This window comes from Acidocella aromatica, from assembly GCF_014201825.1.
Lineage (GTDB): Bacteria > Pseudomonadota > Alphaproteobacteria > Acetobacterales > Acetobacteraceae > Acidocella > Acidocella aromatica.
In genome coordinates, this window is sequence record NZ_JACHFJ010000008.1 from 15,863 (window position 1) to 42,258 (window position 26,396).

Below are 26,396 nucleotides of genomic sequence, written 5' to 3' on the forward strand. Positions count from 1 at the left end.
CCACGTGGAGCATGACGGCTCCCGATTCAAAACCTTGGTGTTTTTCCGGTAAACTCGTTAATACCCCGCCATGCATTACGATGTCATCGTTATTGGCGGCGGGCATGCGGGCACCGAAGCCGCCGCCGCCGCCGCGCGTTACGGCGCCAACACCTTGCTTGTCACCCAGCGGGCGGACAGGTTGGGCGAGATGTCCTGCAACCCGGCCATCGGCGGGATCGGCAAGGGGCATCTGGTGCGCGAGATCGACGCGCTGGACGGGCTGATGGGCAAAGCAGCCGATGCCGCCTGCATCCATTTCAAGCTGCTCAACCGCACCAAAGGCCCGGCCGTGCGCGGTCCGCGCGCCCAGGCCGACCGCAAGCTCTACCGCCAGGCCATCCAGGCGCTGCTGGCGGCACAGCCCCACCTCACCATTCTGGAGGCCGAGGCCGCCGGGCTGGTGCAGGATGCCTCCGGGCGGTTGCACGGCATTACGCTGGCCGATGGGCGCGAGATTGCCTGTGGCGCGGCGGTGCTCACCACCGGCACTTTCCTCAACGGCGTGCTGCATTTCGGTGCCGAGATGGTTCGCGGCGGGCGGATCGGCGATGCGCCTTCCACCCATCTTGCCGAGGCGCTGGCGCGGCTGAACCTGCCGCTCGGGCGGCTGAAAACCGGCACCCCGGCGCGGCTGGCCAAATCCTCCATCGACTGGGACGGCCTGCCCGAGGACAAGGGCGAAGACCCGCCGGAGCCGTTCTCGGCGCTGACGGCGCGCGTGACCAACCCGCAAATCTCCTGCCGGATCACCAAAACTACCGAGCAGACGCACGAGATCATCCGTGCGAATATCCATAAATCCGCCGTGTATGGCGGCAATATCGCCGGGCGCGGGCCGCGCTATTGCCCGTCCATCGAGGACAAGGTGGTGCGCTTCGCTGAAAAGCCGGGACACCAGATCTTTCTCGAGCCGGAAGGGCTGGATGACGATACCGTCTATCCCAACGGCATTTCCACCTCACTGCCCGCAGATGTGCAGGAGGAGCTGATCCACTCCATTCCTGGGCTAGAACGCGCTGTTATCCTGCGTCCTGGCTATGCGGTGGAATATGATTACGTCGATCCCCGTGCGCTGGACCATGCGTTGCAGTTGAAGGCGATGCCGGGATTGTTCCTGGCCGGGCAGATCAACGGCACAACGGGCTACGAGGAAGCGGGCGCGCAGGGGCTGATCGCTGGGCTGAACGCGGCGCGGCTGGCGGGCAATGCCGGGATGGCCGTGCTGGGGCGGGCCCAGGCTTATATCGGGGTGCTGATCGACGATCTGGTGACGCAAGGTGTGACCGAGCCGTACCGCATGTTCACCTCCCGCGCCGAATACCGCCTGCAATTGCGTGCTGACAATGCCGAGCTGCGCCTGACCCCGCTGGGGCTGGGCTGGGGTTGCGTGGGCAGCGAGCGCGAAACCGCGTTTACGGCACTGGCTGCGGAAATTTCCGGGTTCAACAACAAGCCCGAAGGCGAAAGCCGGGCCGCGAATATTTTGCGCGCCGATCTGCATTACGCCGGCTACCTTTCCCGCCAGGATGCCGAGATCAAGGCCCGTGAACGCGACGAGGCGGTGTTGATCCCGGAGGAATTTGACTTCTCCCAGGTTGGCGGACTTTCCACCGAGTTGCGCGAAAAGCTGGAGCGTGTTCGCCCGCGCAATTTGGCCGCTGCCGGGCGGATCGAGGCCATGACCCCGGCTGCTTTGGGGGCGATTTTTGGGGCATTGAAGAAAGGACGCCGGGCGGCATGAACGAGGATAAGCTACGGCAATTCGCCGCCCTGGTGGAAAAATGGTCGGCCAAGATCAATCTGGTGAGCAAGTCAGACCTGCCGCATATCTGGGAACGGCATGTGCAGGATTCGCTGCGTCTGGTGCCTTACATCCCGGCCGGTACGTCGCGGGCCATAGATATCGGCTCCGGCGCCGGGTTTCCAGGCCTCGTGCTGGCAATCGCCACTGGGATTCCGTTCGATCTGGTGGAATCCGATATCCGCAAGGCCGCGTTTTTGCGCGAGGCGGCGCGGATTACGGGTGCGCCGGCGAAAATTCACAATGCCCGCATCGAGGCTGGAGGGCTGGAACCCGCACCGCTGGTCACGGCCAGAGCCTTGGCGCCGCTGGATAAATTGCTAGGCCTTGCATCGCCTTTGCTGGCACCGGACGGCGTTTGTCTCTTCCCCAAGGGCCGGGGCTGGGAAGCCGAATTGACGGCCGCCAAAGCGCTCTGGCACATGCAGGCCGAGCGCATTTCCGCCCCCGGCTGGGGCGAAAGCTGCATCCTGAAAGTGAGCCAGATCCGCCATGCCGGTTAAAAACAAGCGCCCGCGCATCGTCGCCATCGCCAACCAGAAAGGCGGTGTGGGCAAGACCACCACCGCCATTAACCTCGCCGCCGCCATCGCGGTAGGCGGGCTGAAAGTGCTGCTGGTGGATATCGACCCTCAGGGCAATGCCAGCACCGGCTTGGGTATCGACCAATCCGCGCGCAAGGGTGGCTCTTATGCCCTACTGGCGGGTGATTCGACACTGGCCGAGTGCATTGTACCCACGGCGGTGGAAAACCTCTCCATCGTACCGGCGGTGGCGGATCTCATTGGCGCGGACCTGGAATTTGGCGCGGCTGACGGGCGCGAATTCCTACTGCGCAACACGCTGCGCGAGCATGCGGATGCGGATGTGGTGTTCATTGATTGTCCGCCCGGCCTTGGTCTGCTCACGCTCAACGGGTTGGTGGCGGCCGATGCCGTGCTGATCCCACTCCAGGCGGAGTTTTTCGCGCTGGAGGGCATTTCCCAGATCATACGCACCGTCGACATGGTGAAGCAAAACCTGAACCCGGCACTGGAGGTGGAGGGCATCGTGCTCACCATGACCGACCGGCGCAACAATCTCTCCGAACAAGTGAGCAACGATGTCCGGGCCTATTTCAAGGAAAAGGTGTTCGAGACGGTGATCCCGCGCAACATCCGCGTCACCGAAGCCCCTAGCCATGGCATCCCGGTCCTGCTTTATGATTTCCGCTCAGTCGGGGCGCAATCCTATCTCGCCCTGGCGGCAGAGTTCATGAAGCGGGCAAGGGCAAAGAAGGTGCTGGCATGAGTGCAAAGGAACAGCCGAAACGTTTGGGCCGCGGGCTGGCGGCGCTGCTGGGCGATGCCGCGGTGCCCGCCAACGTGGCCGCGCCCGGCGTGCAGCATCTGCCGGTGGAGGTGCTGGAGCCAGGGCCATTCCAGCCACGCCAGGAGATGAAGGACGACGCCCTGCAGGAATTGGCAGACTCCATCGCCCAGCGTGGCGTTTTGCAGCCGCTGCTGGTGCGCCCTGACCCGAAAAAACCCGGGCATTACCAGATCATCGCTGGCGAACGACGCTGGCGGGCCTCGCAGCGGGCCAAGCTGCATGAGGTGCCGGTGCTGGTGAAGCCGCTCTCGGATGCCGACGCCATGGCCGCCGGGCTAGTGGAGAACCTCCAGCGCGAAGACCTGAACGCGGTGGAAGAAGCCGAGGGCTATCGCCGTCTGGTCAGCGAATTTAATCTGAGTCAGGACAAGCTGGGCGAGGCTGTGGGCAAATCCCGCTCGCATATCGGCAACATCATGCGCATCCTGGACCTGCCGCCCATGGCTCTGGCCTTTGTGCGCGGGGGCAAGCTCACCGCTGGTCACGCCAAGGCGCTGCTCGGCCACCCGGACCCGGTAAAGGCCGCGCATGAGGTGCTGAAGAAGGGGCTGAACGTGCGCCAGACCGAAGCCCTGGTGCAGGCGGCTAATCGGACAGCCAAAGCGGGCGCGGCGGAAAAAGCCAAGGGTGGTGCGGATTCCGACATTACCGCCCTGGCAGGCAGCCTGACCGAACGGCTCGGCCTGCGCGTGGACATTAAATACAACGGCAAGGGCGGGCAGCTGGTGCTGAACTACGCCAATCTGGACCAACTGGATTCGCTGCTGGCCCTGCTGAATGGCTGATGCTCCACGTGGAGCATCGCCTTTTTCTCTCTAACCGATTGAAATAACCTACCTTCTGGCGGCGGAACGCGCGCGCGTCGCCAAGGCCAGAAGGGTCTGGCGGCAATAGGCTTGGTCGGGGATGTGCGTGGTCTTGCACGCGGCCTCCGCGGCCAGGGCGGCGGCAATGGCCTGATCCAGCGCGGGCAGCGGCCAGAATCGCAACATCTTCTGCACCGCCGGTTGACGCTTGAAAAACACAGGCGGGCGCATCCCGGCCATTGCCTCCTGGGCAGAAGCGCCTTGTGCCATCGCTCCCGCCGCCACACGCAGGCGCAGCAACTCGCCCAACAACACGCGGAGCAGCCCCACCGGGGCCGTGCCTTCCTCATAAGCCAAAGCCAGCGCCTTATCGGTCGCGGCTGGGTCGCCGGTCAGCGCGGCGTCTATGGCCTCACCCATTGAGGTATCGCCGCCATCGGTCAGGGCGTCAGAGACATCCCCCAGGCTCAACGTCTTATTCTCACCGGCATAGAGGAACAGCACCTCCAGAGCCTGAGAGAGCGGGCCCTCTTCGCCGGAGAGATTCTGCCCACACCAAGCGGCGGCGTCCTGGTCGATGCTCACTCCCATGCCGCGCAGCCGGGCGCTGATGATCTGCGGCAGCTTCGCTGGTTCGATGGCATAGCAGGCGATCACCGCCACATCCGGCGATTTTTCCCCCAGCGCGCGCAACTTGGATTTGGGCGTTAACTCGCCCGCCTCCAAAATCACCAGCGCCTCGGGCGGGGTTTTCAGCAGGGTCTCCAGCGCCTTGACCAAAGGCTCATGCGCATCGCGCACCCGCACCACGCGCTTGCCCCCGGTCAGCGAAGCGGCCGAGGCCTCAGCCAGCAGCGTATCAGGTGCGGGATTGTTCAGTTCTGCGAAGCGGAACGGATCATTCAATGCCCCCGGTACCGAGCGCGCCAGGGCTAGGCCGCGCTCCGCCACCAGTCCGGCATCCGGGCCATGCAGCAGAACAATTGGCGCCGCCGGGGTTTTCAGGAACGCATCGACGCGGCCCGCATCCAGCTTCATGAGTTCGGATGGGCGCGGAACCAGGCGGCGATTTGCGCGGTGATTTGGGAAGCCACCTGATCTGCCAGCTCCTTATTCACCGTGTCACCTTCCAGCGTGAGAGCGAAATATTGCTGGTCGATGATATTCTCGGCATTCACCGCCGTAGCGCTACCGGAGGCCAGCGGCTTGGAGGAATCCCCTATTGGGGTGAGCGTCCAACTCGCGGTGGCAGTAAGCCTGTTGCGGGTGGTTGCGGTATCCTGCAGCACGCCGATGCCGGTGGTGGCGATGCTGTAATTCACGTTCAGCGAATACAGCTCCGTCACCGGTGCGCCGCTGGCATGCAGTTGCGTCTCCAGGCTCTCGCGCAGGATCTGCCCGGTGCGCTCGGGGATATTGCCCACGAAGACCTGATCCAGCTGGGCGCTGGCGGCACTGCCCGCCTGTCCGCCATACATCGGCGAAAAGCCGCAGGCGGACAGGCCGAGCAGAGCGGCGAGGGTGACGGGCTTAAGCAGGTTTGACGACAAAGTTCACGATCCTGTCCGGCACGTGGATTTGCTTGACAATGGTCTGCCCGGCGAGCGCTGTCGAGACCGCCTCGGCCGCCACCGCGATATTTTGCTCGGCCGGCTGACCGGCGGGCACGGTAATGGTGCCGCGCAGCTTGCCGTTCACCTGCACGGCGATCGTCACCTCATCCACGGTGAGCAGCGCCGGATCGGCCTTCGGCCACGGCTGCTGTGCCACCAAGCCAGCTCCGGGGTTCAGCTTGGCGAAGATGTCCTCAGCCAGATGCGGCATCATCGGTGCGACAAGCCGGGCGATGATGTCCATGGCCACGCGCCGGGCGTAAAGCAGGCTGGCATCCTCCGGCGTGGTGCCCGCCAGATTCCCGGCCAGTTCATAGATACGCGCCACGGCGAGGTTGAAGGCGAAGGTATCCAGCGCCTCGGTCACCGCCGCGATGCTCTTATGCGTCAGCTTCAGCAGCTTCTTCGCTTCACCCTCCAGCACGGCCGGAGCATCCACCACAGGCTCGCCGGCGATCAGCGCGCCCAAACGCGACAGGCGCTGCACGAAGCGAAACGAGCCCTGCACGCCGGTTTCGGTCCATTCCACATCGCGCTCGGGCGGATTGTCGGACAGCACGAACCAGCGAGCCGTATCGGCCCCGAAGCGCTCGACGATCACACCTGGATCCACGGTATTTCGTTTCGACTTCGACATTTTTTCGACACGCCCGACAGTCACCGGCAAGCCCGTGTCGCGGTGCTTGGCGCTATCGCCAGAACGAATCACTTCGTCCGGATAAAGCCAGCGCCCGTCTACATCCTTGTAGGATTCATGCGTAACCATGCCCTGGGTGAACAGCCCGGCAAATGGCTCCTTAACCGAAACGTGTCCGGTACGTTCCATGGCGCGGGTGAAGAAGCGGGCATAGAGCAGATGCAAGATCGCATGCTCAATACCACCCACATACTGGTCCACCGGCAGCCAGTGCTTCACGGCGTCCACATTGGTGGGTGTTGCTGCACGTGGAGCGCAGAACCGGGCGAAGTACCAGGAGCTGTCAATGAAGGTGTCGAACGTATCGGTCTCGCGGGTGGCGGCAGCACCGCATTTGGGGCAATTCACATGCCGCCAAGTGGGGTGGTGGTCCAGCGGGTTGCCGGGTTTCTCGAAGCTCACATCCTTGGGCAGCGCCACGGGCAGCTGGTCATCCGGCACGGCCTGCGGGCCGCAGGCCTCGCAATGGATCACTGGGATCGGGCAGCCCCAATAGCGCTGACGGGAGATGCCCCAGTCGCGCAGTCGCCAGTTGGTGACGGCCTTGCCCACCTTCATTGCCTCCAACTCGGCGATGGCCTGCTTCTTCGCCTCGGCGACCCTCAGTCCGGTGAGGAAGCCGGAATTAACGATATAGCCATCGCCATCCAGCGCCTTGCCTTGCAGCTCGGGCAGCGTGTCCGGGCTGGGGGAGACCACCACCGGAATGGGCAGATCGTACTTGCTGGCGAATTCATAGTCGCGCTGGTCGCCGCAGGGGCAGCCGAAGATGGCGCCCGTGCCGTATTCCATCAGCACGAAATTGGCGATCCAGACCGGGTAATCCTGGCCGGTGAACGGGTTCTTCACCTTCAGCCCAGTGAAGAAGCCTTTCTTCTCGGCGGTCTCGATCGCCGCCTCGGACGTTCCCTGGCTGGCGCACTCGGCGAGGAAGGCCGCAGCCTCGGCATTGCCAGCGGCCACCGCCTTGGCGATGGGATGTTCCGGCGCGATGGCCAGAAACGACATGCCAAACAACGTATCTGGGCGCGTCGTATAAACGGTGACGTTCTCGATGCCATCCACCGGCTGGGTGAGCGGGAAGGTGACTTCCGCGCCCTGGCTGAAGCCGATCCAGTTCTCCTGCATCAGTTTCACGCGCTCGGGCCAGCGCTCCAGCGTTTTCAGCCCATCCAGCAGCTCAGGTGCGAAATCGGTGATGCGCAGGAACCACTGCGAGAGCTGTTTCTTCTCCACAATAGCGCCAGAGCGCCAGCCGCGCCCGTCGATAACCTGCTCATTCGCCAGCACGGTCATATCCACCGGGTCCCAGTTCACATAGCCGCCGCGCCGCTCCACCAGCCCGGATTTCCAGAAATCCAGGAAGATCTTCTGCTGCTGGCCGTAATAGTCAGGGTCGCAGGTGGCGATCTCACGGTCCCAGTCCAGCGAGAAACCCATGCGCTTCAGCTCGGCGCGCATATTGGCGATATTGGCGTAGGTCCAGCTTGCTGGATCAGCGTTGTTCTCGCGCGCGGCGTTCTCGGCGGGCAGGCCGAAGGCGTCCCAGCCCATCGGGTGCAGCACATCGAAACCCTGAGCCCGCTTGTAGCGCGCCACCACGTCGCCCAGCGTGTAGTTGCGCACATGGCCCATATGGATTTTCCCCGACGGGTAGGGGAACATCTCCAGCACATAATACTTAGGCTTGTCGCCAGCGGGCACGTCCTCGGCCTTGAAGCAGCCGGCCTGCTCCCATTGCGCCTGCCAATGCGGCTCGGAGAGGGAAAAATCGTAGCGGGTGGTTTCGGTGTCTGACATGGCCCTGTCTTTAATCTCGCCCCCAGGCCGCGCCAAGGGGCGGACTACATGGTTGAATTGAACTCGCCGCCGTCGAGCAGGATGTTCTGGCCGACGATGAATCCGGCATGGGCCGAGCAGAGAAAGGCGCAGGCCGCACCAAATTCCGCCGGATTGCCAACGCGCCGGGCCGGTATCCTCGCCGCCCAGGCCGCCATGCCCCGCTCGGCGGCCTGGTTGTCGATTTCCGGGCCAGGGGAGAGATTGCGCCGCAAACGGCCTGTATCGAACGGGCCGGGCAATATATTATTGATGATGACATTGGCCCAGGCGACCTCGCGCGAAACCCCGGCGACGAAGCCGGTAAGCCCCGTGCGGGCGGTGTTCGAGAGCGTGAGCCCCTGCATCGGCGCCTTCACCGCCGCCGAGGTGATGTTGACGATCCGCCCGAAGCGCCGGGCCACCATTCCGTCCACCACGGCGCGGATCAGCGCGATGGGTGTGAGCATGTTGGCGTTCAGCGCCGCCTGCCACTGCACATCTGTGAACTGGCGGAAATCGCCCGATGGCGGGCCACCGGCATTGGTGACGAGAATATCCGGCGCCGGACATACGGCCAGCGCCGCCGCCCGGCCTTCCTCGGTGGTGATATCCCCGGCCGCTATGGTGATTTTGGCCCCGGTTTCGGCGCGCAGGCGGTCCGCCGCCGCTTCCAGCTTCACCACATCGCGCCCGGTAATGGTTACCGCCACGCCTTCATGCGCCAGGGCGTTGGCGCAGGCATAGCCCAGCCCGGCGCTAGCGCCGCAAACCAGGGCATTACGGCCGGAAATCCCTAAATCCATCTGCCGCTCCTCAACAACATATTGAATAAGCTAGTAAAATTTCGCAGCTTTTTGAAAAAAAGCTGCACCAAAAACTTTTATGCCTCTCCTGTTTGCGCCTTCTCGTGTTTGGCGTGCCAGTTATCCATCAGTTTGAGCACGGTGGCTGCTGTTTCCTCGATGGAGCGGCGGGTCACGTCGATGGTCGGCCAGCCGCGCGCATTGCACATGCGCCGCGCCCAGAGCAGTTCCTTTTCAACAGCCTCGTAATCCACATAGGCGGTATTATCGGCGCGGGCGAAGCCCGCCTCAGACCCGACGCCGATCAATTGCAACCGGTGACGGCGGATATCGATCAACGATTTTGGGTCGATGGTCAGGCCGATCACAGGGCAGGGCGGATCGATGAGCAGTTCCGGCGGCTCGATTCCCGGCACCAGCGGCACATTCAGCGCCTTGATGCCGCGATTGGCGAGATAAAAACAAGTCGGCGTCTTGGAGGAGCGGGAAACACCCACCAGCACCACGTCCGCCTCCCGGATACCGCGCGTCGCCTGCCCGTCATCATGGCTGATGACGTAATGCATGGCGTCAATCCGGCGAAAATAATCGGCGTCCAGCACATATTGGCGGCCAGGCTTGTGCTTGGCCGGAGCGCCGAACTCCGCCTGGAGCATCTCCAGCACCGGGTCCAGCACATGCAGCAGCTTCACCCCCAGCCGGGCGCAGGCTTCGTCCAGCTCGTGGCGCAGGGCGTTATCCACAAGCGAGCACAGCACCGGTCCGGGCTCGGCCTGAATACCCTCCAGAACCCTGTGCAGCTGCAGCCGCGAGCGGATCAGCGACCAGCGATGATAGTTCACCTGGCTTTCGTCGAACTGCGCCACAGCGGCCCGCGCCAGGCTGTTCAAAGTATCCCCGGTAGCGTCGGATATCAGGTGTATATTGAGCTTATCGCTGTCCATAACACTGTTAATAGCGTGGATTACTTTGCCCTGCGTCCCCCTTTTTCAGAAAACCGGGGATAAAATGGAAGTTCCGTGAACACGGGATAAATTGAAGCGGGTTCTCCCCAGAAATGTGGATAACCAGGGGAGATATGTAAAAAACAGCAGCTTACCGCTTGTTTTTCGATGTGGATAACTTTGTGGATTTGCGGATGAACTAGGTTAACCCCCGTTATCCACAGGGTACAACCCCTCCTTCTAAAACCTTTAAAGAGAAAAGGATTAGGTTTAGGCGGTGTGTATGAAATTGCTCCAAGCCTTGAACGGCGAGCCTGTATGGCCGCCACCGGTGTGGCTCATGCGCCAAGCCGGGCGTTATCTGCCGGAATACCGCGCCACCCGTGCCGAGGCCGGGGATTTCATCCGCCTGTGCTTGAACCCGGCTTTGGCCACGGAAGTGACCCTGCAGCCGATCCGCAAATTCGGGTTCGATGCGGCGATTTTGTTCTCGGATATTCTGATCCTGCCCATGGCTTTGGGTCAGGGCCTGCGTTTTGCCGAGGGCGAGGGCCCACGCCTGCCGCCATTGGAAACTGTGGATATCTTGGACCCGGCCAAAGCGCCGGATGTCTACGCCCCCGTTATTGAGACAGTCCGCAGGCTCAAGACGGAATTACCGACCGAGACCGCCTTGATCGGCTTTGCCGGCGGTCCGGCGACGGTCGCCTGCTATATGCTGGACGGTCAGGGTGGCGGTGATTTCCCCCGCACGCGCCGATTGGCTTATGAAAAACCGGATTTCGTCTCGGATGTGCTGAATATCCTGGTGGATGCCACGATCGCCTATCTCTCGGCGCAGATCGAGGCCGGGGCGGATTGCGTGATGCTGTTCGAGAGCTGGGCGGGAATTTTCCCGGCACAACAATTCCGCGATCTGGTGATAGCCCCCAATAAGCGCATCACCGCGGCGCTGAAAGAGCGTTATCCAGGCGTCAAAATCATAGGTTTTCCGCGCCTAGCCGGGCTGATGCTCGGCGAATATGCACGCGAATCGGGGGTTGATGCGGTTGGGCTGGATACGGTCACCGATATCGAAAACGCCGTCGTCGCTTGCCCGGAAGGCACGGTGTTTCAGGGCAATCTGGACCCGTTGCTGCTGAAACTGGGCGGCGAGGCGATGGAAGCGGCGACGCGCAAGTTGCTCGCCACGGTGAAAAACCGCCCCCATATCTTCAATCTTGGCCATGGCATCACCCCGGATGTGCCGGAAGCGAATGTGGTGCGGTTAATGGAGATCATACGTTCCGCATGAAGACAGCGGTTATTCTGTTCAATCTGGGTGGGCCGGATAGTCTGGAGGCAGTCAAACCCTTCCGGGTCAATCTGTTCTCGGACAAGGCGATCATCCGCGCGCCGATTTTCATCCGCTTCTGGCTGGCGCGGTTCATTGCCGCGCGCTCGGCCAAGGCGGCGGAGCAGAATTATGCGCTGATGGGCGGCAAATCGCCGCTGCTGGAGCTGACGCAGCAGCAGGCAAGGACGCTCGAAGGGGTTTTGGGCGGGGAGCATAAATGCTTCGTCGCCATGCGCTATTGGCACCCGTTCGCCCGGGATGTGGCGCGGGAGGTGAAGGCCTGGAACCCGGACAGGATTCTGCTCCTGCCGCTTTATCCGCAGTTTTCCACCACCACCACCGGGTCTTCGCTCAACGATTGGCGCGAGGCGGCGGCCAAGGCGGGGCTGGCCAAGCCGACCACCACGCTGTGCTGCTGGCATGACGACGCGGCTTACTGCGCCGCGACGGCGGCTTTGGTGGATGAAAGCATCGCGGAGGCCAAGGCGAAGCTGCCGGGTTCCAAAATCCGCCTGCTGTTCTCCGCTCATGGCCTGCCGGAGAGCATCGTGAAGGCTGGTGATCCCTACCAGATGCAGGTTGAAGCCACCGTTTCCGGCGTCATGGCCCGGCTCAGGGACAAAACCGTGGAGCCTCTGGTGTGCTACCAGTCCCGTGCCACGCCGCAGAAATGGCTGGAGCCGAGTACGATCGACGCCATCGAGCAGGCGGGGCGGGATGGCGTGGCCGTCGTCGTCGTGCCCATCGCTTTTGTCTCCGACCATATCGAGACCCTGGTGGAGCTGGATATCGAGAACCGCCATATCGCGGAAAAAGCCGGGGTTCCGGGTTATTTCCGGGTAAAGGCGCAGAATTCAGACCCCGCCTTCATCGCCGCGCTGGCGGGCATTGTCCGCCGTGCCGAGGGCCCCGGACTATGCCGGGGCGGCTCGCTCTGCGGCCCGTCACACAAGGATTGCCCGTTCAATGCCGCCTGAGCTGATTATTTTCGACTGCGATGGCGTGCTGATCGACAGTGAAGGCGTGGCCTCCCTGGTGATTTCACGTGAGCTGACAGGCATGGGCTGGCCCATGGATGCCGATGAGGCAATGCACACCTTCATTGGCATGTCGATTGCCGACATGGTGCCGATGATCGAGGCGCGGCTGAACCGTAAGTTGCATGATACCTGGCGGCCGGAGTTGGCGGAAAAGCTGGTTGTGGCGCTGGGCGAGGATTCCAAGCTGATTCCCGGTGCGGACACGCTGCTGACGCGGGTGAATGAGCTGGGCATCGACTGGCGGGTGGCGAGCAATTCCTCGGACGAGGAGATGGCGGTGAAATTCGCCCGCACCGGGCTTTTACCGCTTACCAAGGGGCGGACACATTCGGCGTCCAGCGTGATTGCGCGTGGCGGGCGGCCAAAACCGGCGCCGGATGTGTTTCTCGCCGCCGCCGCCTCGGCCAAGGTCGAGCCAGCACGATGCATCGTGCTGGAGGATAGTCGCCTCGGCGTGACCGGCGCGGTGGCCGCGGGCATGACCTGCTACGGCTTTGCGCCGCATGGCGGAGGCGAAATGTTGCTCGATGCCGGGGCCAAGGCCGTGTTTTCGGACCTGCACGAGATCTTTGGAGTCCTGGCATGATCATTCCCGCTTTGGCGCCTGTCTTCCATTGGGTGCTGGCTTTCCACGTCATCAGCTTTACGGCCTGGATGGCGGGGATGTTCTACCTGCCGCGCCTGTATGTGTATCACTGCCAGACGACCCCTGGCACGGCGGAATCCGAGCGGTTCAAGGTGATGGAGGTGAAGCTCCTGCGCCTGATCATCAACCCGGCGATGATCTCGACCTGGATTTTCGGCATCCTGCTCGTTCTCACCCCCGGCGCGGTGAACTGGCACGCCGCTTGGTGGTGGACCAAGCTCACCTGCGTGGTGCTGATGACCGTGTTCCACGCCTTCCTCTCGCGCTGGCGCAAGGATTTCCTCAACGACCGCAACAAGCGCCCGGAGCGGTTCTACCGCATTGCCAACGAGGTCCCGACCATCCTGTTCATCATCATCGTGCTCTGCGTGGTGGTATAAAAACCAAAGTTACAAAAGTTTTTGGTGCAGCTTTTTTCAAAAAGCCGCGAAAAATGCCCCTTTTTTTGAAGAAGGGCGCCACCAAAACTTCTGTTTATTTATTTAAATCGTTGTTTTGAATAATCTCGGAATTCTCCATTCATGCAAAATACTTTTGTCAATAAAGGAAAAATCATAGGGCTAAGTGGTCAAATTTAGGGCAATGACCATTGCTGCCTCGACCTGACTATCGTTACAAACGACCCTGGAGCCGGGTTTTTGGGCATAAACCCGTGTGTAGGGAGTAAAGACGTGAACAAATTCAAGCGCCTTCTGGTCGCCAACCGGTCCGAGATCGCTATCCGCGTGTTCCGCGCGGCGGCTGAGCTGGGCATTTCGACCATCGCCATCTACCCGGAGCACGACAAGCTCTCCCTGCACCGGTTCAAGGCGGATGAGGCGTATCTGATTGGCAAGGGCATGGGGCCGATCGAGGCTTATTTGTCCATCGATGAGGTGATCCGCGTTGCCAAGCTGGCAAATGCGGACGCCATTCATCCCGGCTATGGCTTCCTCTCCGAGAACCCGGATTTCGCCGAAGCCTGCGCGCGCGAGGGGATCACCTTCATCGGCCCGCAACCCGAGACCATGCGTCAGCTCGGCAACAAGGTGGCGGCGCGCAATCTCGCCATCTCCGTCGGCGTGCCGGTGATGCCGGCGACCGGCCCGCTCCCCTATGACGACGCCGAGATCAAGCGTCTGGCGGCTGAGGTCGGCTATCCGGTGATGCTGAAGGCGAGCTGGGGCGGTGGCGGGCGCGGCATGCGGCCCATCGAGAGCGAGGAGACGCTGCTGGACTCCGTCGCCACCGCGCGGCGCGAGGCCAAGGCGGCGTTCGGCAACGACGAAGTGTATCTGGAAAAACTCGTCCGCCGCGCCTGGCATGTGGAAGTGCAGTTGCTGGGGGATTCCCACGGTAATCTGGTGCATCTGTTCGAGCGCGATTGCTCGATCCAGCGCCGCCACCAGAAGGTGATCGAGCGCGCCCCGGCCCCGTATCTCGACAATGCTTCACGTGAAGCATTGTGTAACGCGGCCCTGGCCATCGGTAAGGCCACCAATTACTGCAATGCCGGCACGGTCGAGTTCCTGATGGATCAGGATACCGGCAAGTTTTACTTCATCGAGGTAAATCCCCGCGTGCAGGTGGAACACACGGTCACCGAGGTCGTCACCGGAATCGATATCGTCAAGGCGCAGGTCCATGTGGCCGAGGGTGGGCATATTGGCGATGTCACCGAGACCGGCGTGCCGCAGCAGCGGGACATCCACCTCACCGGCCATGCCCTGCAATGCCGTATCACCACCGAGAACCCGGATAACAACTTTGTCCCGGATTACGGGCGCATCACCGCCTATCGCGGCGCGTTCGGCTTTGGCATCCGCACCGATGGCGGCACCGCTTATTCGGGCGCCATTGTCACCCGTTTCTACGACGCGCTGCTGGAGAAGGTGACCGCCTGGGCGCCGACGCCGGATGAGGCCATCGCCCGCATGGACCGCGCATTGCGCGAGTACCGCATCCGCGGTGTGGCCACGAACCTCGCCTTCCTCGAAGCGCTGCTCAACCACCCGGATTTCCGCGCAGGCAAGTACACCACGCGTTTTATCGACAACACACCCGAGCTGTTCACGGTGAAGAAACGGCAGGACCGCGCCACCAAGCTGCTGCGCTACATCGCGGATGTGACCGTGAACGGTCACCCGGAAACGCGCGGCAAGCCCAAGCCGCACGCCCATGCCCGCACACCCGAGCCGCCGGATTTCGGCAAGATCCGGCAGAATGGCACCAAGCAGTTGCTGGACCAGCTCGGCCCCAAGGGCTTCGCCAACTGGATGCTGGAGCAGAAGCGCGCTTTGGTGACGGACACGACGATGCGCGACGCGCATCAATCGTTGCTGGCCACGCGCATGCGTACCCATGACATCGTGAACGCCGCCAAGGCCACCTCGGTTGGCCTGCCGCAGCTCTTCTCGCTGGAATGTTGGGGTGGGGCGACGTTCGACGTCTCCATGCGCTTCCTGCAAGAGGGGCCATGGGAGCGCCTGAGCTGGCTCCGCGAGCGCGCGCCGAATATTTTGCTCCAGATGCTGCTGCGCGGCGCCAATGGCGTCGGCTACACTAACTACCCCGACAATGTGGTCAAATTCTTCGTCAAACAGGCGGCGGAGCGGGGCATCGACCTGTTCCGCGTGTTCGACTGCCTGAATTGGGTGGAGAATATGCGCGTCGCCATCGACGCGGTATGCGAGGCCGGGAAGCTGGCCGAAGGCGCGATCTGCTACACCGGCGATATTCTGGACCCCGACCGGGCCAAGTACTCGCTGAACTACTACGTGAAGCTGGCCAAGGAGCTGGAAGCGGCTGGCTGCCATATCCTGGCGATCAAGGACATGGCCGGGCTGCTGAAGCCCGCCGCCGCCAAGGCGCTGGTGACGGCGCTGAAGCAGGAGATCGGTTTGCCGATCCATCTGCACACGCATGACACCTCGGGCATCTCGGCGGCATCGGTCCTGGCGGCCGTCAACGCGGGCGTGGACGCCTTCGACGCCGCGATGGACCCGATGTCCGGCCTGACCTCGCAGCCCTGCCTGGGCTCGCTTGTGGAGGCTCTGCGCCATACCGAGCGCGACACGGGGCTGAACCCGCAGGTCATCCGCCAGCTCAGCTTCTACTGGGAGGCCGTGCGCTCCCAATACGCGGCGTTCGAGAGCGATCTGCAATCCGGCGCGTCGGAAGTGTATCTGCACGAGATGCCGGGTGGGCAGTTCACCAATCTGCGTGAGCAGGCGCGTTCGCTCGGCCTTGAGACCCGCTGGCACGAAGTGGCGCGCGCCTACCGCGCCGCCAACGACCTATTCGGCGATATCGTGAAGGTCACCCCCTCATCCAAGGTGGTGGGCGACATGGCGCTGATGATGGTTAGCCAGAACCTCACGCCAGAAATGGTGGTGGACCCGGCGAAGGAAATCTCCTTCCCGCAATCGGTCGTGGAGATGATGCATGGCGATCTCGGCCAGCCCCCGGGCGGCTGGCCGGAGGGGATCCAGAAGAAGGTGCTGAAGGGCAAGGAGCCGATCACCGTGCGCCCCGGCTCTCTGATGAAGGATGCCGATCTGGAGGCCGTGCGCCAGGATGTTGCCAAGAAGCTGAACATCGAGATGGAGGATCACGCTCTGGCCTCCTACCTGATGTACCCGGAGGTGTTCAGCAACTTCATCGGCGCGCGGCGGCAATACGGGCCGGTCTCGGTGCTGCCCACGCCGGTGTATTTCTACGGCATGAAACCTGGCGACGAGATCTCGGTGACGCTGGAAACCGGCAAGACCATGATCGTCAGCCTGCAGACGCTCTCGGCCACCGACGAGGACGGCAACGTCAACGCCTTCTTCGAGTTGAACGGCCAGCCGCGTGTGATCACCGTGCCGAACCGCAGCGCCACGGCCTTACGCCCGGCCCGGCGTAAGGCGGATGAGGCGGACGGCAAGCAGGTCGGCGCGCCGATGCCCGGCACGGTCTCGGCCATTCTTGTGCGCGAGGACCAGAGCGTGGAACAGGGCGAGCCCCTGCTGGCCATCGAGGCGATGAAGATGGAAGCCCAGATCACCGCCCCGCGCGCGGGCACGGTGAAATCCATCCTCGTCCGCCCCGGTGAACAGGTGGACGCCAAGGACCTGCTGATCGAGCTTGGCTGAGAACGTGGGCCAGGACCCAGGGGGCGCTGTCCCCTGGATCCTCGCAAAGGGCCGAGAGGCCCTTTGATACCACCCGGAACAGAAAAGGGGACCTCTTCATGGGGTCCCCTTTTCTGTTCCGATTATTGAGGTCCAGGGGCTCGGCCCCTGGCTGGGGGGCGGGGGGGACAGCGTCCCCCCGGTCTTGCCCACGTTCTCAGCCGATCTCGGCCAGCGTGTGCTTGGCGATCATCAGTTCCTCGTCGGTGGGAATGACGCGGATTTCCACCTTGCTGTCCGGGGTGCTGATGGCGGGTTCGTTGGCGGCGTTGGCTTCAGGCGAGATTTCCGCGCCGGTCCAAGCCAGGCGCTCGCAGATGGCGGCACGGATTGGGGTGGCGTGTTCGCCAATTCCCGCGGTAAAGACGAGGCCATCCAGCCCGCCGAGGCTGGAGATCAGCGCACCGGCATGGCGGGCCACGGTGTAGGCGAAGAGGTCCAGCGCCTCTGTGGCTTCAGGGGCCGGGCTTTCCAGCAGCGTACGCACATCTGACGAGATGCCGGACACGCCGAGCAAGCCGGATCTCTTGTAGAGCAGGTCAGTGAGCGCGGCGGCGTCCATGTTATGGGTTTGGGTCAGGTAGATCAGCACGCCGGGGTCGATGCTGCCCGAGCGCGTGCCCATCATCAGCCCTTCCAGTGCGGTGAAGCCCATGGTTGTGTCGATGGAGACGCCATCTTTGATGGCGCAGAGCGAGGCGCCATTGCCCAGATGCGCGATGATGACGCGCCCCTTGGCCAGATTGGGCGCAACCTCGCGCAGCCGCTCGGCGATGTATTCGTAGGATAGGCCGTGGAAGCCGTAGCGGCGCACGCCCTCTTCATGAAAGGCGCGGGGCAAGGCGAGGCGCGTGGCGGTTTCGGGCATGGTGTGGTGGAAGGCGGTATCGAAGCATCCCACTTGCGCCAAGGCCGGGCGTACCGCCAGTATGGCCCGCACGGCGGCGAGGTTATGCGGCTCATGTAGCGGAGCCAGCGGGTTCAGCTCGGCCAGATGCGCGATGATATTGGCATCCAGCTTGGTAGGGGCGGTGTAATACTCGCCCCCATGCACAATGCGGTGGCCCGCCGCGAGCAGTTGGTCCTCGCCCAGATGGTGCTCGACCCAGTCCAGCACCTCGCCCATCAAATCCTCATGCGTCTCGGCCGCGTGTTCCGGCCAGCGCCGTTCCAGCGCCACCTGCCCGCCCGTGGTGATGCGCAGATGCGGCGCGGTGCCGATGCCCTCGGCCAGCCCGCTGGCAATGCGGGTCAACTCCGGACCCAATTCAAACAATGCGAATTTGATGCTGGACGATCCGGCGTTGATGGTGAGGATGGCGTCAGCCATGCGATTGCGCTTCCGCCAGGATCACCGCGATGGCGCAGGAGGCGAGGCGGGCGCGGTCGTTATCGGCGCGGCTGGTAAGGATGATGGGAACCGAGGCGCCGAGCACGACGCCCGCGGCATCGGCACAGGCCAGGAAGGTGAGCTGCTTGGCCAGGATATTGCCGGACTCGATATTTGGCACGAGCAGGATATCCGCCTGGCCGGAGACCTGGGATTTAATGCCCTTCTGCGCGGCGGCGGCGGCGGAGATGGCGTTGTCGAACGCCAGGGGGCCATCGAGAATGCCGCCGGTGATCTGCCCGCGCTCGGCCATTTTGCACAGGGCGGCGGCGTCCACGGTTGCCTGCATCACCGGGTTCACGGTCTCCACCGCCGCCAGAACGGCGACGCGCGGGGTCTCGATACCCAGCACATGCGCGAGATCGATGGCATTCTGCACGATGCAGCATTTCTCTTCGAGCGTGGGGGCGATGTTGATGGCCGCGTCCGTCACCAGCAGCGGGCGGGGGTAGGTGGGGACATCGAGCACGAAGACATGGGAGAGGAGCTTGCCGGTGCGCAGCCCCGTGCCATGCGCCATCACGGCGTGCAGCAGCTCGTCGGTATGCAAGGAGCCTTTCATCAGCAGCCGCGCCTTGCCCCCGCGCACCAGGGCGACGGCCTGGGCGGCGGAGTCATGGCTGTGGGCGGTGGAGACGATTTCGAGCCCCGAAATATCCAGCATATGCGCGGCGGCGGTGTCGCGGATCTTCTGCTCGGGCCCGACGAGGATGGGCGTGATGAGCCCGCGCTCGGCGGCCTCGATCGCGGCGAGGAGCGAGATGTCATCGCACGGATGCGCGATGGCGGTGGGGATGGGGTCCCCCGCCGTGGCGCGGGTGAGCAACTCGCGGAAATGCTCATGGCGCAGCAGCCGCACCTCGGGCAAAGCGATGGCCGGGCGGCTCACCTTCTCGGTGGGGGCTTTCACGGTGGCGGTGCCGCGCAGCACCTCCTTGCCGTCCTGGTTCACGCAATGGCAGTCCAGGATCACGCGCAGCTTCTCGGGGATTTTCTCGGTGACGGTGCAGGTGGCGGTCACCGTGTCGCCCGGCGCAACGGGGGCGAGGAATTTCAGCTCCTGGCCGAGATAGATGGTGCCCGGCCCCGGCAGCTTGGTGCCGAGCACGGCCGAGATCAGCCCGGCGGTGAGCACGCCCTGGGCGATGATGTGGTGAAACAGATCGGTCTCGGCGTATTCAACGTCGAGATGCGCGGGGTTCACATCGCCCGAGATGAAGGAGAACAGGGCGATGTCGTCCTGGGTGATCTCCTTGGTGATGCTGGCGGCATCGCCCACGGTGATATCGTCGAACACCCGGTTTTCGAGCAGTTCGGTCTGCATATCCATTGGCGTTACCCTTTCAGCGCTGGAAGATGTATTGGCCCGGTGCGGTATCCAGCACCGGATAGCCGGTGAGCGGCGCGCCCATCTGCGGCGGGTTCACTGGCGTGCCGGACTGGCCATTCAGCCAGTCCACCCAGGCAGGCCACCAGGAGCCTTCGATGCAGGTGGCTTGGCTTTGCCATTCTTCGGGCGGCACGTAGAGGCCGTCGTGGCTGCGGTGCAGCATGCAATAATGTCGGTTCTTGTGCCCCGGCTCGCTCACCACCCCGGCATTATGCCCTCCGGAGGTGAGGACAAAGGTGAAGTTGTTCTGGTTGTGAAGTTGCAGCTTATAGACCGAATGCCAGGGGGCGATGTGGTCCGTCTCGGTGCCGATGACGAAGAGCGGGGCGTGGATGTCCGCCAGCGAGATCTTATGCCCGCCCGCCTCGAACCGGCCTTCGGCGAGGTCGTTGTCGAGGAACAGGCGGCGCAGATATTCGGCATGCATGCGATAGGGCATGCGGGTGGCATCCCGGTTCCAGGACATCATGTCGTTCGGGTGGTCTTCCTCGCCGAGGTAATAGCGGCGGATCAGGTTGGACCAGACCAGATCGTTGGAGCGCAGGAGCTGGAAGGCCCCAGCCATTTGCGAAGAATCGAGGTAGCCCTGCGCCCACATCGCATCCTCGAGGAAGGCGAGTTGGGAGTCGTTGATGAAGAGTTGCAACTCGCCGGCTTCGGTGAAATCGGTCTGCGCCGCGAGCAGGGTGATGGTGCCGAGCCGTTCATCGTGGTCGCGCGCCATGGCGGCGGCGGCGATGGTGAGCAGCGTGCCGCCCAGGCAATAGCCGGTGGCGTGGATCTTCTGCGCGCCGCAGATGGCGGTGACGGCGTCCAACGCCGCCATTACCCCCAGGCGCCGGTAGTCATCCAGGGTGAGATCGCGCTCCTTCGCGTCCGGGTTGCGCCAGGAGATGCAGAACACCGTGTAGCCCTGGCTGACCAGATACCGGATCATCGAGTTATGCGGCGAGAGGTCCAGGATGTAATATTTCATGATCCAGGCCGGGACGATGAGGATCGGCTCGGGCCGGACCGTCTCGGTGGTGGGGCTGTACTGGATCAGCTCGATCAGCTCGTTGCGGTACACCACGCTGCCGGGGGTGATGGCGACGTCCTTGCCCGGCTGCATCGGCAGCGGGTGCGTGCCGCCGCTGCCAGCACTTTGCAGGTCCTCGATGAAATGCCGGATGCCCTCGCGCAGGTTGTCGCCCGCTGTTTCCTGGGTCTTGGTCAGCACTTCGGGGTTGAACAGCGGGTAGTTTGAGGGGGCCATCATGTCCAGCAGCTGGCGCGCGACGAAATTGACGATGCGGCCGTTTTCTTTCGAGAGGCCGTGCACATCGGTGGTGGCGAGGTCCCACAGCCGCTCGGTGCGCAGGAAGGCCTGTACCGCGAAGGCCCAGGGGCCGTGCTGCCAGCTCGGGCTGAGGAAGCGGTGATCCTCGGGGGCGGGCTGGATGGTCTCGGCCGGCAGGCCGAGGGCAAGCCGGGCGAGCTCGCCCCAATCCGTTGCCGCCTGGCGCATCAGGCTCACTTGGCGGCCGGGCTGGTCGCCCAGATGCAGCACCCAATCGGCCCAGGCCAGCATCAGCGAGGCATGGGACAGTCCGCCGGTCAGCTTGGCCTGGGCGGCGTGCAGGGCCCGGTCCATGTCGCGGTTGTTGATGACGATTTCGTTCATGGTCTGCTCCAGACTTCAGGCGAGCAAATGTTGGCCGCCATCGACGGGGATGATGGTGCCGGTCAGCATCCTGGCGCCGTCTCCGGCCAGGAAGGCCGCGAGCGCGCCGCAATCCTCGATGGTGGCGAGGCGGCGCTCAGGGGCTTTTTGCGCGGCGTCCAGCAACTCGTTGAAATGCTCGATGCCGCTGGCCGCGCGGGTGGCGATGGGCCCCGGAGAGATGGCGTTGACCCGGATGTTCTTGGGTCCCAGCTCGGCGGCGGCGTAGCGCACGGCGCTTTCCAGCGCCGCCTTGACCGGACCCATGATGTTGTAATGCGGCACCACATGCTCGGAACCCTGATAGGTCAGGGTCATCAGCGAACCGCCGCCTTGCATCAGCGGCTCGGCGAGCTTGGTCATGCGCAGAAAGGAATGGCAGGAGATATCCATGGCCAGGGCGAAACCCTCGGGGGTGCTGTCCACCACCCGGCCATGCAGATCCGTCGCCGGGGCGAAGGCGATGGCGTGGAGCAGGAAGTCGAGCCTGCCCCAGCGCTTTGCGACTTCGTCGAACACCGCTTCCAGCTCGCCGGGCGCGTGCACGTCGCAGGGGAGCAGGAAATCGCAGGGGAGCTTGTCCGTCACCGCTTGGACGTAGGGCTTGGCCTTGTCGTTGAGGTAGGTGGCGCCCAGCGTGGCGCCGCAGGCGGCGAAGGCGTGGGCGCAGCCGGTGGCGATGCTGCGCTCATTGGCGATGCCGATAACCAAGCCCCGCTTTCCGGTGAGGCTGAAGGGGGAAGGCATTCCGGTCATGCAATTCACGGAGAGGATACGTCGCGCTGGTGGGCGGCGGCGCTGGGGCGCTCCTCCGCCTTGCCCGAGACCGCGGCCAGCGGGCGTTCCATGATGCCCGCCAGCAGCGAGGCCTGGGCGCGCATCAGGGCCTGATTATAGGCGATCTGCGCCTGGGTGACGTTGCGCATATATTCGGCGAGCTGTTCGAAGATTTTGCCCGATGGCAGGAATTTCTGCTGGGCCGTGAGCATCTCACGGGAGATCTGGAAAAGTTCGAATGGGTCGGAAGATTTCTCGTTCATACCGCTGCTCCTTCCTGGCGCTGTCTGAACGCCAGCTTTGTGCCAGCCCGCAGTACCTTCGCGTTGACCTGGATCAACCCGCAACGGATGTTATCGTAATTTTATATTGCGGCGCGGAAAATCTGCACCGGGGCGGCAAAATGTCTTCGTTCTGTTACGAAGGCCCCGGCTTGGCCTCGAACTGGTAGGGGCTGGCGCTGGTGGTTTGCGGGTCGATGGTAAGGCGGTGCGCGATGGGCGGGAAGGCGCGGGAGCGGCAATCCTGGCGCTCGCACAGCCGACAGGAGAGGCCGATGCCCACTGCCGCCGTGGCCAAGTTCAGTCCATCGCCATAGACCAACTCGCCCGCATGGGAGACATCGCAGCCCATGGCCACCACATGCACCGGCGGCGGCTCGCCCCAGCGCGCGGGGCGGCCGGTGATGGCGCGGGCGAAGCAGAGGAAGGTCTCGGTTGCGGAAAGCTGGGCCACCTGCACGCGGGTGGCCCCCGGGGTGGCGAAGGCGGAATGCACGATCCAGCGCGGGCAGGTGCCGCCGAAGCGCATGAAGGGAAAGCCCGAGGCGGAGAAGCGCTTGCTCACGTTACCGGCCGGGTCCGCGCGCAGGAAGAAGAATGGCACGCCCCGAGCCCCCGCCCGTTGCAGGGTGGAGAGACGGTGGCAAGCTTGCTCGTAGGACACGCCGAAGCGGGCGCTGATGGCGTCCACGTCGTAACGGCGCTCACGCGCGGCGGCGAGCATCGGCTCATAGGGCATCAGCAGCGCCCCGGCGATATAGTTCAGCAACCCGATGCGCAGCAGCTCGGCGGCGTCACGCGTTGTCGGGTTGGCGCGCTTGACGATTTTTTCCACAGGCTCGCGGGCTTCCAGCAGGGCCAGCTGAAAGGCCATCTGGAAGCCGCGGCTCTCGCGGGGCAGGTCCTCGGAGAGGGTGAGCATGCGGTTTCCAGCGTCGTACACGCGCAGCGCGCCGGGCAGAGGGCGCACGCTCACCACCAGCCCGTGCTGGCGGCGCAGGCGCTCGGCCAAGGCGTGGTTGGTGCCGACGGCGGCCGTGTCCAGCGTGGCGCTGATCTGCTCGGCGGCGTCTTCCAGCGCCGGGAAGTGGTTTTCGTGATCGTGGAAGAAGTCCCGCACTTCCTCGTTGGGCAGCAGGATCTTGCGGCCGGAGGGCAGGGTGATGCCTCCGCCGGCTTCCTCCCGCGCCCCGGCCAAGGCGCGGTGCAAGGCCAGCACGGCGCGGGCCGCGTTGGGGGCGGCGGCAAGGGTCTGGATCTCGGAATCCGGCACCGGCTCCACCGCCAGAGAGGGGTCGGCGAAGGCCTCGCGCAGGGCGACTTCGTATTCGCGCTCCTGCACGCCGGAGAGGGCGGCGAGATCGACCTTTAGAATATCCGTGAGCTTGAACAGTAGCGAGGCCGTAACATTACGCTGATCGTGCTCGACGAGATTGAGGTAAGACGTTGATATGCCGAGCTTCTGGGCGAAGCCCTGTTGGGTATAGCCTTGCTCCATGCGAAGCCGGCGGATGGTCTTGCCGATGGCTGCCTTTGACATATTTTACAAATAGCAAAAATTTACAGTAAAGTCACGCACAGATTTCGTGGGTTTCCGCCAGATTCCGGTATACGCCGCAGCGCAATGTAAATAGTTTGACCTCAGGATCTTCCTGCGGCGCTGATCAAGTCTCCTCTCAATCGCCCCCGGTGCCGCGGGAAGGTTCAGAACTAAAAAGATAGACATCACCAAGAGGAAGTTCACCATGCGTATTCAGCTTTTCCCGACCTTCTCCCACGATGGATTTGGTGGGCACGCCGTGGCCCAGAGCCAGCGCGAAGCTGGCAACGCGGTGGTGGCCGCGCAGGCCCAGGCTCAGCGCCGCGACGAAGAAAACCGCACCGAACATCGCGACCATGACGACGGTCTGGTGCACGGCCATTTCTGGGCCATGTCCTCCACCGTCAGGTAAGTAACAACAACAATTGCTAAGCTCAGAACTTCTGGCCCCGGGTGGAAACACCTGGGGTTTTTCATGTCCGCGTGGTTTGGCTTGGCAAGCGCCCCGTCGATATGCGAGGTCTTGCCCATGTCCGCGCGGCCTTTCCTGCTCACACCGGATCTGCTGCTCCGCGCCTATCGGCTCGGCCTGTTCCCCATGGCCGAGGCGCGGGAGAGCCGCACCCTGCACTGGCTGGACCCGGAGGCGCGCGGCGTGCTGCCGCTGCACGGGTTCCATGTTCCGCGCAGCCTGATGAAGACCCTGCGCGCAGGGCATTTCACCGTGACCGCCGATGCGGATTTTCCCGCCGCCATCGCCGCCTGCGCTGCTATCCGCGACAACCGGCCGGAGACCTGGATCAACGAGGAGATCGAGCGCCTGTTCACCGAGCTGTTCGAGCTGGGCTTCGCCCATAGCGTCGAGACCTGGGAGAACGGCAGGCTGGTAGGCGGGCTGTACGGCGTGGCGCTGGGCGGGGCGTTCTTTGGGGAGAGCATGTTCTCCACCGCCACCGATGCGTCCAAGGTGGCGCTGGTGCATCTGGTGGTGCGGCTGCGTTTGGGAGGCTACACGCTGCTCGATACGCAATTCATCACCACGCATCTCGCCCGGTTCGGGGCGGTGGAAATCCCGCGCGATGAATATCACCGCCTGCTGGCCGAGGCGGTGGAAATCCGGGCGCGGTTTCCCGCCAGCCCTGATCCTGCCGCATTGTGGGAGGAAATAGAGACGATGCGAAAAGAGGCCCCATGAAGAGATTTATACCCCTGGCCGCGCTTGCGGCCCTGCTTCCCGCTGCCGCTGCCGCCAACCCGGTGTTTCTGCCCGCGCGCGATGTAGCGGTCACCTACAGCCTTACTGCGCCGGGACGCGCACCCTCCACCTACCAGTTGGCCTATGACGCCGCCGACCAGCTCGCCCGCGTGGAGAGCCAGAACGGCTATTACGTGCTTGCCAATCTGCCGCAGGGGCAGGCGCAGGTGGTGGTACCCGCCTTGCGCGCCGTGGTGCAGGCCCCGGATTTCTCGGCCCTGACCGGGGAGATTTATAACGCGGATGGCGCGCAGTTCACGCCGGTCGGCAAGGGCCATTATGCCGGGCTGGATTGTGAGAAATATCTGGTGCTGGACAAAAACGCCACCGGCACGGCCTGCATTACCCCGAGCGGCGTGATCCTGCATTTCTCGGGGCATGACGCGAATGGCAGTGCCGATGTGACGGCGCTTTCCGTCTCCTACGCGCCGCAGCCAGCGGAGAATTTCGTGCCGCCCGCGGGGTTCTCGCCGGTGGACCTGCCGCCCGGCGCGCTGCTGGCGCTGCTGAAGGGGCAGTAACCCCGTGAACCAGCGCGCCGCTCTCGGCTTGTTTATCCTGCTCACGTTGGGCGGGGGGCTGGTGATTGGCGCGCTTGCCCTGCCGGATGCCTGGTTCGCGCAACTGCACAAACCGGCGTTTCAGCCGCCGGGCTGGGTGTTCGGGCCTGTGTGGAGCGCGCTTTACGTGCTGATAGGCATCGCCGGTTGGCGGATCTGGCGGTTGCCCCAACGCGGCTGGGCGTGGAAGCTTTGGTGGCTGCAGTTGGGGCTGAATTTTCTCTGGTCGCCGGTGTTTTTTGGCGCGCACCGGTTAGGGCTGTCCGTGGCCGTGATTTTTGCCCTGCTGGCGGTGCTGCTGGCCTGCGTTATTGCCGCGTGGCGCCAGGATAAACCGGCCGGGGTGCTGCTTTTGCCCTATCTGGCCTGGGTCAGCTTCGCCAGCGTTCTAAACGCCGCGATAGTCACGCTGAACTAAAGATAAAGC

At 63.6% G+C, this 26,396-nt stretch carries 24 protein-coding genes; 13 read left to right on the forward strand and 11 right to left on the reverse strand.

Annotated features, from left to right (window positions below; all coding sequences use genetic code 11):
* The first annotated feature begins 70 nt into the window (after window positions 1-70).
* Genes mnmG through HNP71_RS09145 form a run of 4 tightly spaced genes read left to right on the forward strand, consistent with a single transcriptional unit; the run spans window position 71 to window position 3,999 of the window.
* Entirely contained in the window at window positions 71-1,783 is a 1,713-nt protein-coding gene (gene mnmG / locus HNP71_RS09130; protein ID WP_183266587.1) for a tRNA uridine-5-carboxymethylaminomethyl(34) synthesis enzyme MnmG, read from the forward strand.
* Window positions 1,780-2,346: a 16S rRNA (guanine(527)-N(7))-methyltransferase RsmG gene (gene rsmG, locus HNP71_RS09135; protein WP_183266588.1), complete on the forward strand. Its 567-nt coding sequence runs from the start codon at window positions 1,780-1,782 to the stop codon at window positions 2,344-2,346. The genes mnmG and rsmG overlap by 4 nt, the downstream gene beginning before the upstream one ends.
* A complete protein-coding gene (locus HNP71_RS09140; RefSeq protein ID WP_183266589.1) occupies window positions 2,336-3,133 on the forward strand; it encodes a ParA family protein in 798 nt (265 codons plus the stop codon). The genes rsmG and HNP71_RS09140 overlap by 11 nt, the downstream gene beginning before the upstream one ends.
* Window positions 3,130-3,999, forward strand: coding sequence for a ParB/RepB/Spo0J family partition protein (locus HNP71_RS09145; protein WP_183266590.1), 870 nt, complete (start codon window positions 3,130-3,132; stop codon window positions 3,997-3,999). The genes HNP71_RS09140 and HNP71_RS09145 overlap by 4 nt, the downstream gene beginning before the upstream one ends.
* A 48-nt stretch (window positions 4,000-4,047) precedes the next feature.
* On the opposite strand, the gene holA is transcribed toward HNP71_RS09145, so the two are convergent.
* The 5 genes from holA to HNP71_RS09170 all read right to left on the reverse strand — a co-directional run bounded on the left by holA (window position 4,048) and on the right by HNP71_RS09170 (window position 9,898).
* Window positions 4,048-5,058, reverse strand: a complete 1,011-nt coding sequence (gene holA, locus HNP71_RS09150) for a DNA polymerase III subunit delta (RefSeq protein ID WP_183266591.1) — start codon at window positions 5,056-5,058, stop codon at window positions 4,048-4,050.
* Entirely contained in the window at window positions 5,055-5,570 is a 516-nt protein-coding gene (lptE, locus tag HNP71_RS09155) for an LPS assembly lipoprotein LptE (protein WP_183266592.1), read from the reverse strand. Before lptE ends, holA begins: the two co-directional genes overlap by 4 nt.
* A complete protein-coding gene (leuS, locus tag HNP71_RS09160; RefSeq protein WP_183266593.1) occupies window positions 5,551-8,130 on the reverse strand; it encodes a leucine--tRNA ligase in 2,580 nt (859 codons plus the stop codon). Before leuS ends, lptE begins: the two co-directional genes overlap by 20 nt.
* Window positions 8,131-8,174: 44 nt before the next feature.
* Window positions 8,175-8,954, reverse strand: a complete 780-nt coding sequence (locus tag HNP71_RS09165; protein WP_183266594.1) for an SDR family oxidoreductase — start codon at window positions 8,952-8,954, stop codon at window positions 8,175-8,177.
* 77 nt (window positions 8,955-9,031) lie between these two features.
* Window positions 9,032-9,898, reverse strand: a complete 867-nt coding sequence (locus tag HNP71_RS09170) for a pyruvate, water dikinase regulatory protein (RefSeq protein ID WP_183266595.1) — start codon at window positions 9,896-9,898, stop codon at window positions 9,032-9,034.
* A gap of 283 nt (window positions 9,899-10,181) precedes the next feature.
* Here HNP71_RS09170 and hemE point away from each other — a divergent pair, with 283 nt between their 5' ends.
* The 5 genes from hemE (at window position 10,182) to pyc (ending at window position 17,035) form a co-directional block, all read left to right on the forward strand.
* Window positions 10,182-11,192, forward strand: coding sequence for a uroporphyrinogen decarboxylase (gene hemE, locus HNP71_RS09175; RefSeq protein ID WP_183266596.1), 1,011 nt, complete (start codon window positions 10,182-10,184; stop codon window positions 11,190-11,192).
* A complete protein-coding gene (gene hemH, locus HNP71_RS09180) occupies window positions 11,189-12,211 on the forward strand; it encodes a ferrochelatase (RefSeq protein ID WP_183266597.1) in 1,023 nt (340 codons plus the stop codon). The genes hemE and hemH overlap by 4 nt, the downstream gene beginning before the upstream one ends.
* A complete protein-coding gene (locus HNP71_RS09185; RefSeq protein ID WP_183266598.1) occupies window positions 12,201-12,860 on the forward strand; it encodes an HAD family hydrolase in 660 nt (219 codons plus the stop codon). The genes hemH and HNP71_RS09185 overlap by 11 nt, the downstream gene beginning before the upstream one ends.
* Window positions 12,857-13,300 (forward strand): protoporphyrinogen oxidase HemJ, encoded by a 444-nt coding sequence (gene hemJ / locus HNP71_RS09190; protein ID WP_183266599.1) that lies wholly within the window; start codon window positions 12,857-12,859, stop codon window positions 13,298-13,300. Before HNP71_RS09185 ends, hemJ begins: the two co-directional genes overlap by 4 nt.
* A gap of 291 nt (window positions 13,301-13,591) precedes the next feature.
* On the forward strand, window positions 13,592-17,035 hold the full coding sequence (pyc, locus tag HNP71_RS09195) for a pyruvate carboxylase (RefSeq protein ID WP_183266600.1): 3,444 nt from the start codon (window positions 13,592-13,594) through the stop codon (window positions 17,033-17,035).
* Window positions 17,036-17,231: 196 nt separating this feature from the next.
* Here pyc and HNP71_RS09200 read toward each other — a convergent pair whose 3' ends face one another.
* The 6 genes from HNP71_RS09200 to HNP71_RS09225 all read right to left on the reverse strand — a co-directional run bounded on the left by HNP71_RS09200 (window position 17,232) and on the right by HNP71_RS09225 (window position 24,154).
* Window positions 17,232-18,404, reverse strand: coding sequence for an acetate/propionate family kinase (locus HNP71_RS09200; RefSeq protein ID WP_183266602.1), 1,173 nt, complete (start codon window positions 18,402-18,404; stop codon window positions 17,232-17,234).
* Window positions 18,397-19,794 carry a bifunctional enoyl-CoA hydratase/phosphate acetyltransferase gene (locus HNP71_RS09205; protein ID WP_221246743.1) on the reverse strand — a complete coding sequence of 466 codons (1,398 nt, stop codon included), beginning with the start codon at window positions 19,792-19,794 and terminating at the stop codon, window positions 18,397-18,399. Before HNP71_RS09205 ends, HNP71_RS09200 begins: the two co-directional genes overlap by 8 nt.
* Before the next feature lie 13 nt (window positions 19,795-19,807).
* On the reverse strand, window positions 19,808-21,517 hold the full coding sequence (locus HNP71_RS09210; RefSeq protein ID WP_183266603.1) for a PHA/PHB synthase family protein: 1,710 nt from the start codon (window positions 21,515-21,517) through the stop codon (window positions 19,808-19,810).
* 15 nt (window positions 21,518-21,532) lie between these two features.
* Window positions 21,533-22,312, reverse strand: a complete 780-nt coding sequence (gene fabI / locus HNP71_RS09215; protein WP_183266604.1) for an enoyl-ACP reductase FabI — start codon at window positions 22,310-22,312, stop codon at window positions 21,533-21,535.
* A gap of 5 nt (window positions 22,313-22,317) precedes the next feature.
* Window positions 22,318-22,596: a hypothetical protein gene (locus HNP71_RS09220; RefSeq protein ID WP_183266605.1), complete on the reverse strand. Its 279-nt coding sequence runs from the start codon at window positions 22,594-22,596 to the stop codon at window positions 22,318-22,320.
* 154 nt (window positions 22,597-22,750) lie between these two features.
* Entirely contained in the window at window positions 22,751-24,154 is a 1,404-nt protein-coding gene (locus HNP71_RS09225; protein ID WP_183266606.1) for a helix-turn-helix domain-containing protein, read from the reverse strand.
* Between the two features lie 205 nt (window positions 24,155-24,359).
* Between HNP71_RS09225 and HNP71_RS09230 the strand changes: the two genes are divergently transcribed.
* From HNP71_RS09230 to HNP71_RS09245, 4 genes are all read left to right on the forward strand, one after another.
* Window positions 24,360-24,566, forward strand: coding sequence for a hypothetical protein (locus HNP71_RS09230; protein ID WP_183266607.1), 207 nt, complete (start codon window positions 24,360-24,362; stop codon window positions 24,564-24,566).
* 117 nt (window positions 24,567-24,683) lie between these two features.
* The gene (gene aat, locus HNP71_RS09235; protein WP_183266608.1) at window positions 24,684-25,349 is read left to right on the forward strand and encodes a leucyl/phenylalanyl-tRNA--protein transferase; all 666 of its coding nucleotides are present in this window, start codon (window positions 24,684-24,686) and stop codon (window positions 25,347-25,349) included.
* Window positions 25,346-25,930, forward strand: a complete 585-nt coding sequence (locus HNP71_RS09240) for a hypothetical protein (RefSeq protein ID WP_183266610.1) — start codon at window positions 25,346-25,348, stop codon at window positions 25,928-25,930. Before aat ends, HNP71_RS09240 begins: the two co-directional genes overlap by 4 nt.
* Window positions 25,931-25,934: 4 nt before the next feature.
* On the forward strand, window positions 25,935-26,387 hold the full coding sequence (locus tag HNP71_RS09245) for a tryptophan-rich sensory protein (protein ID WP_183266611.1): 453 nt from the start codon (window positions 25,935-25,937) through the stop codon (window positions 26,385-26,387).
* The last annotated feature ends 9 nt before the right edge of the window (window positions 26,388-26,396 follow it).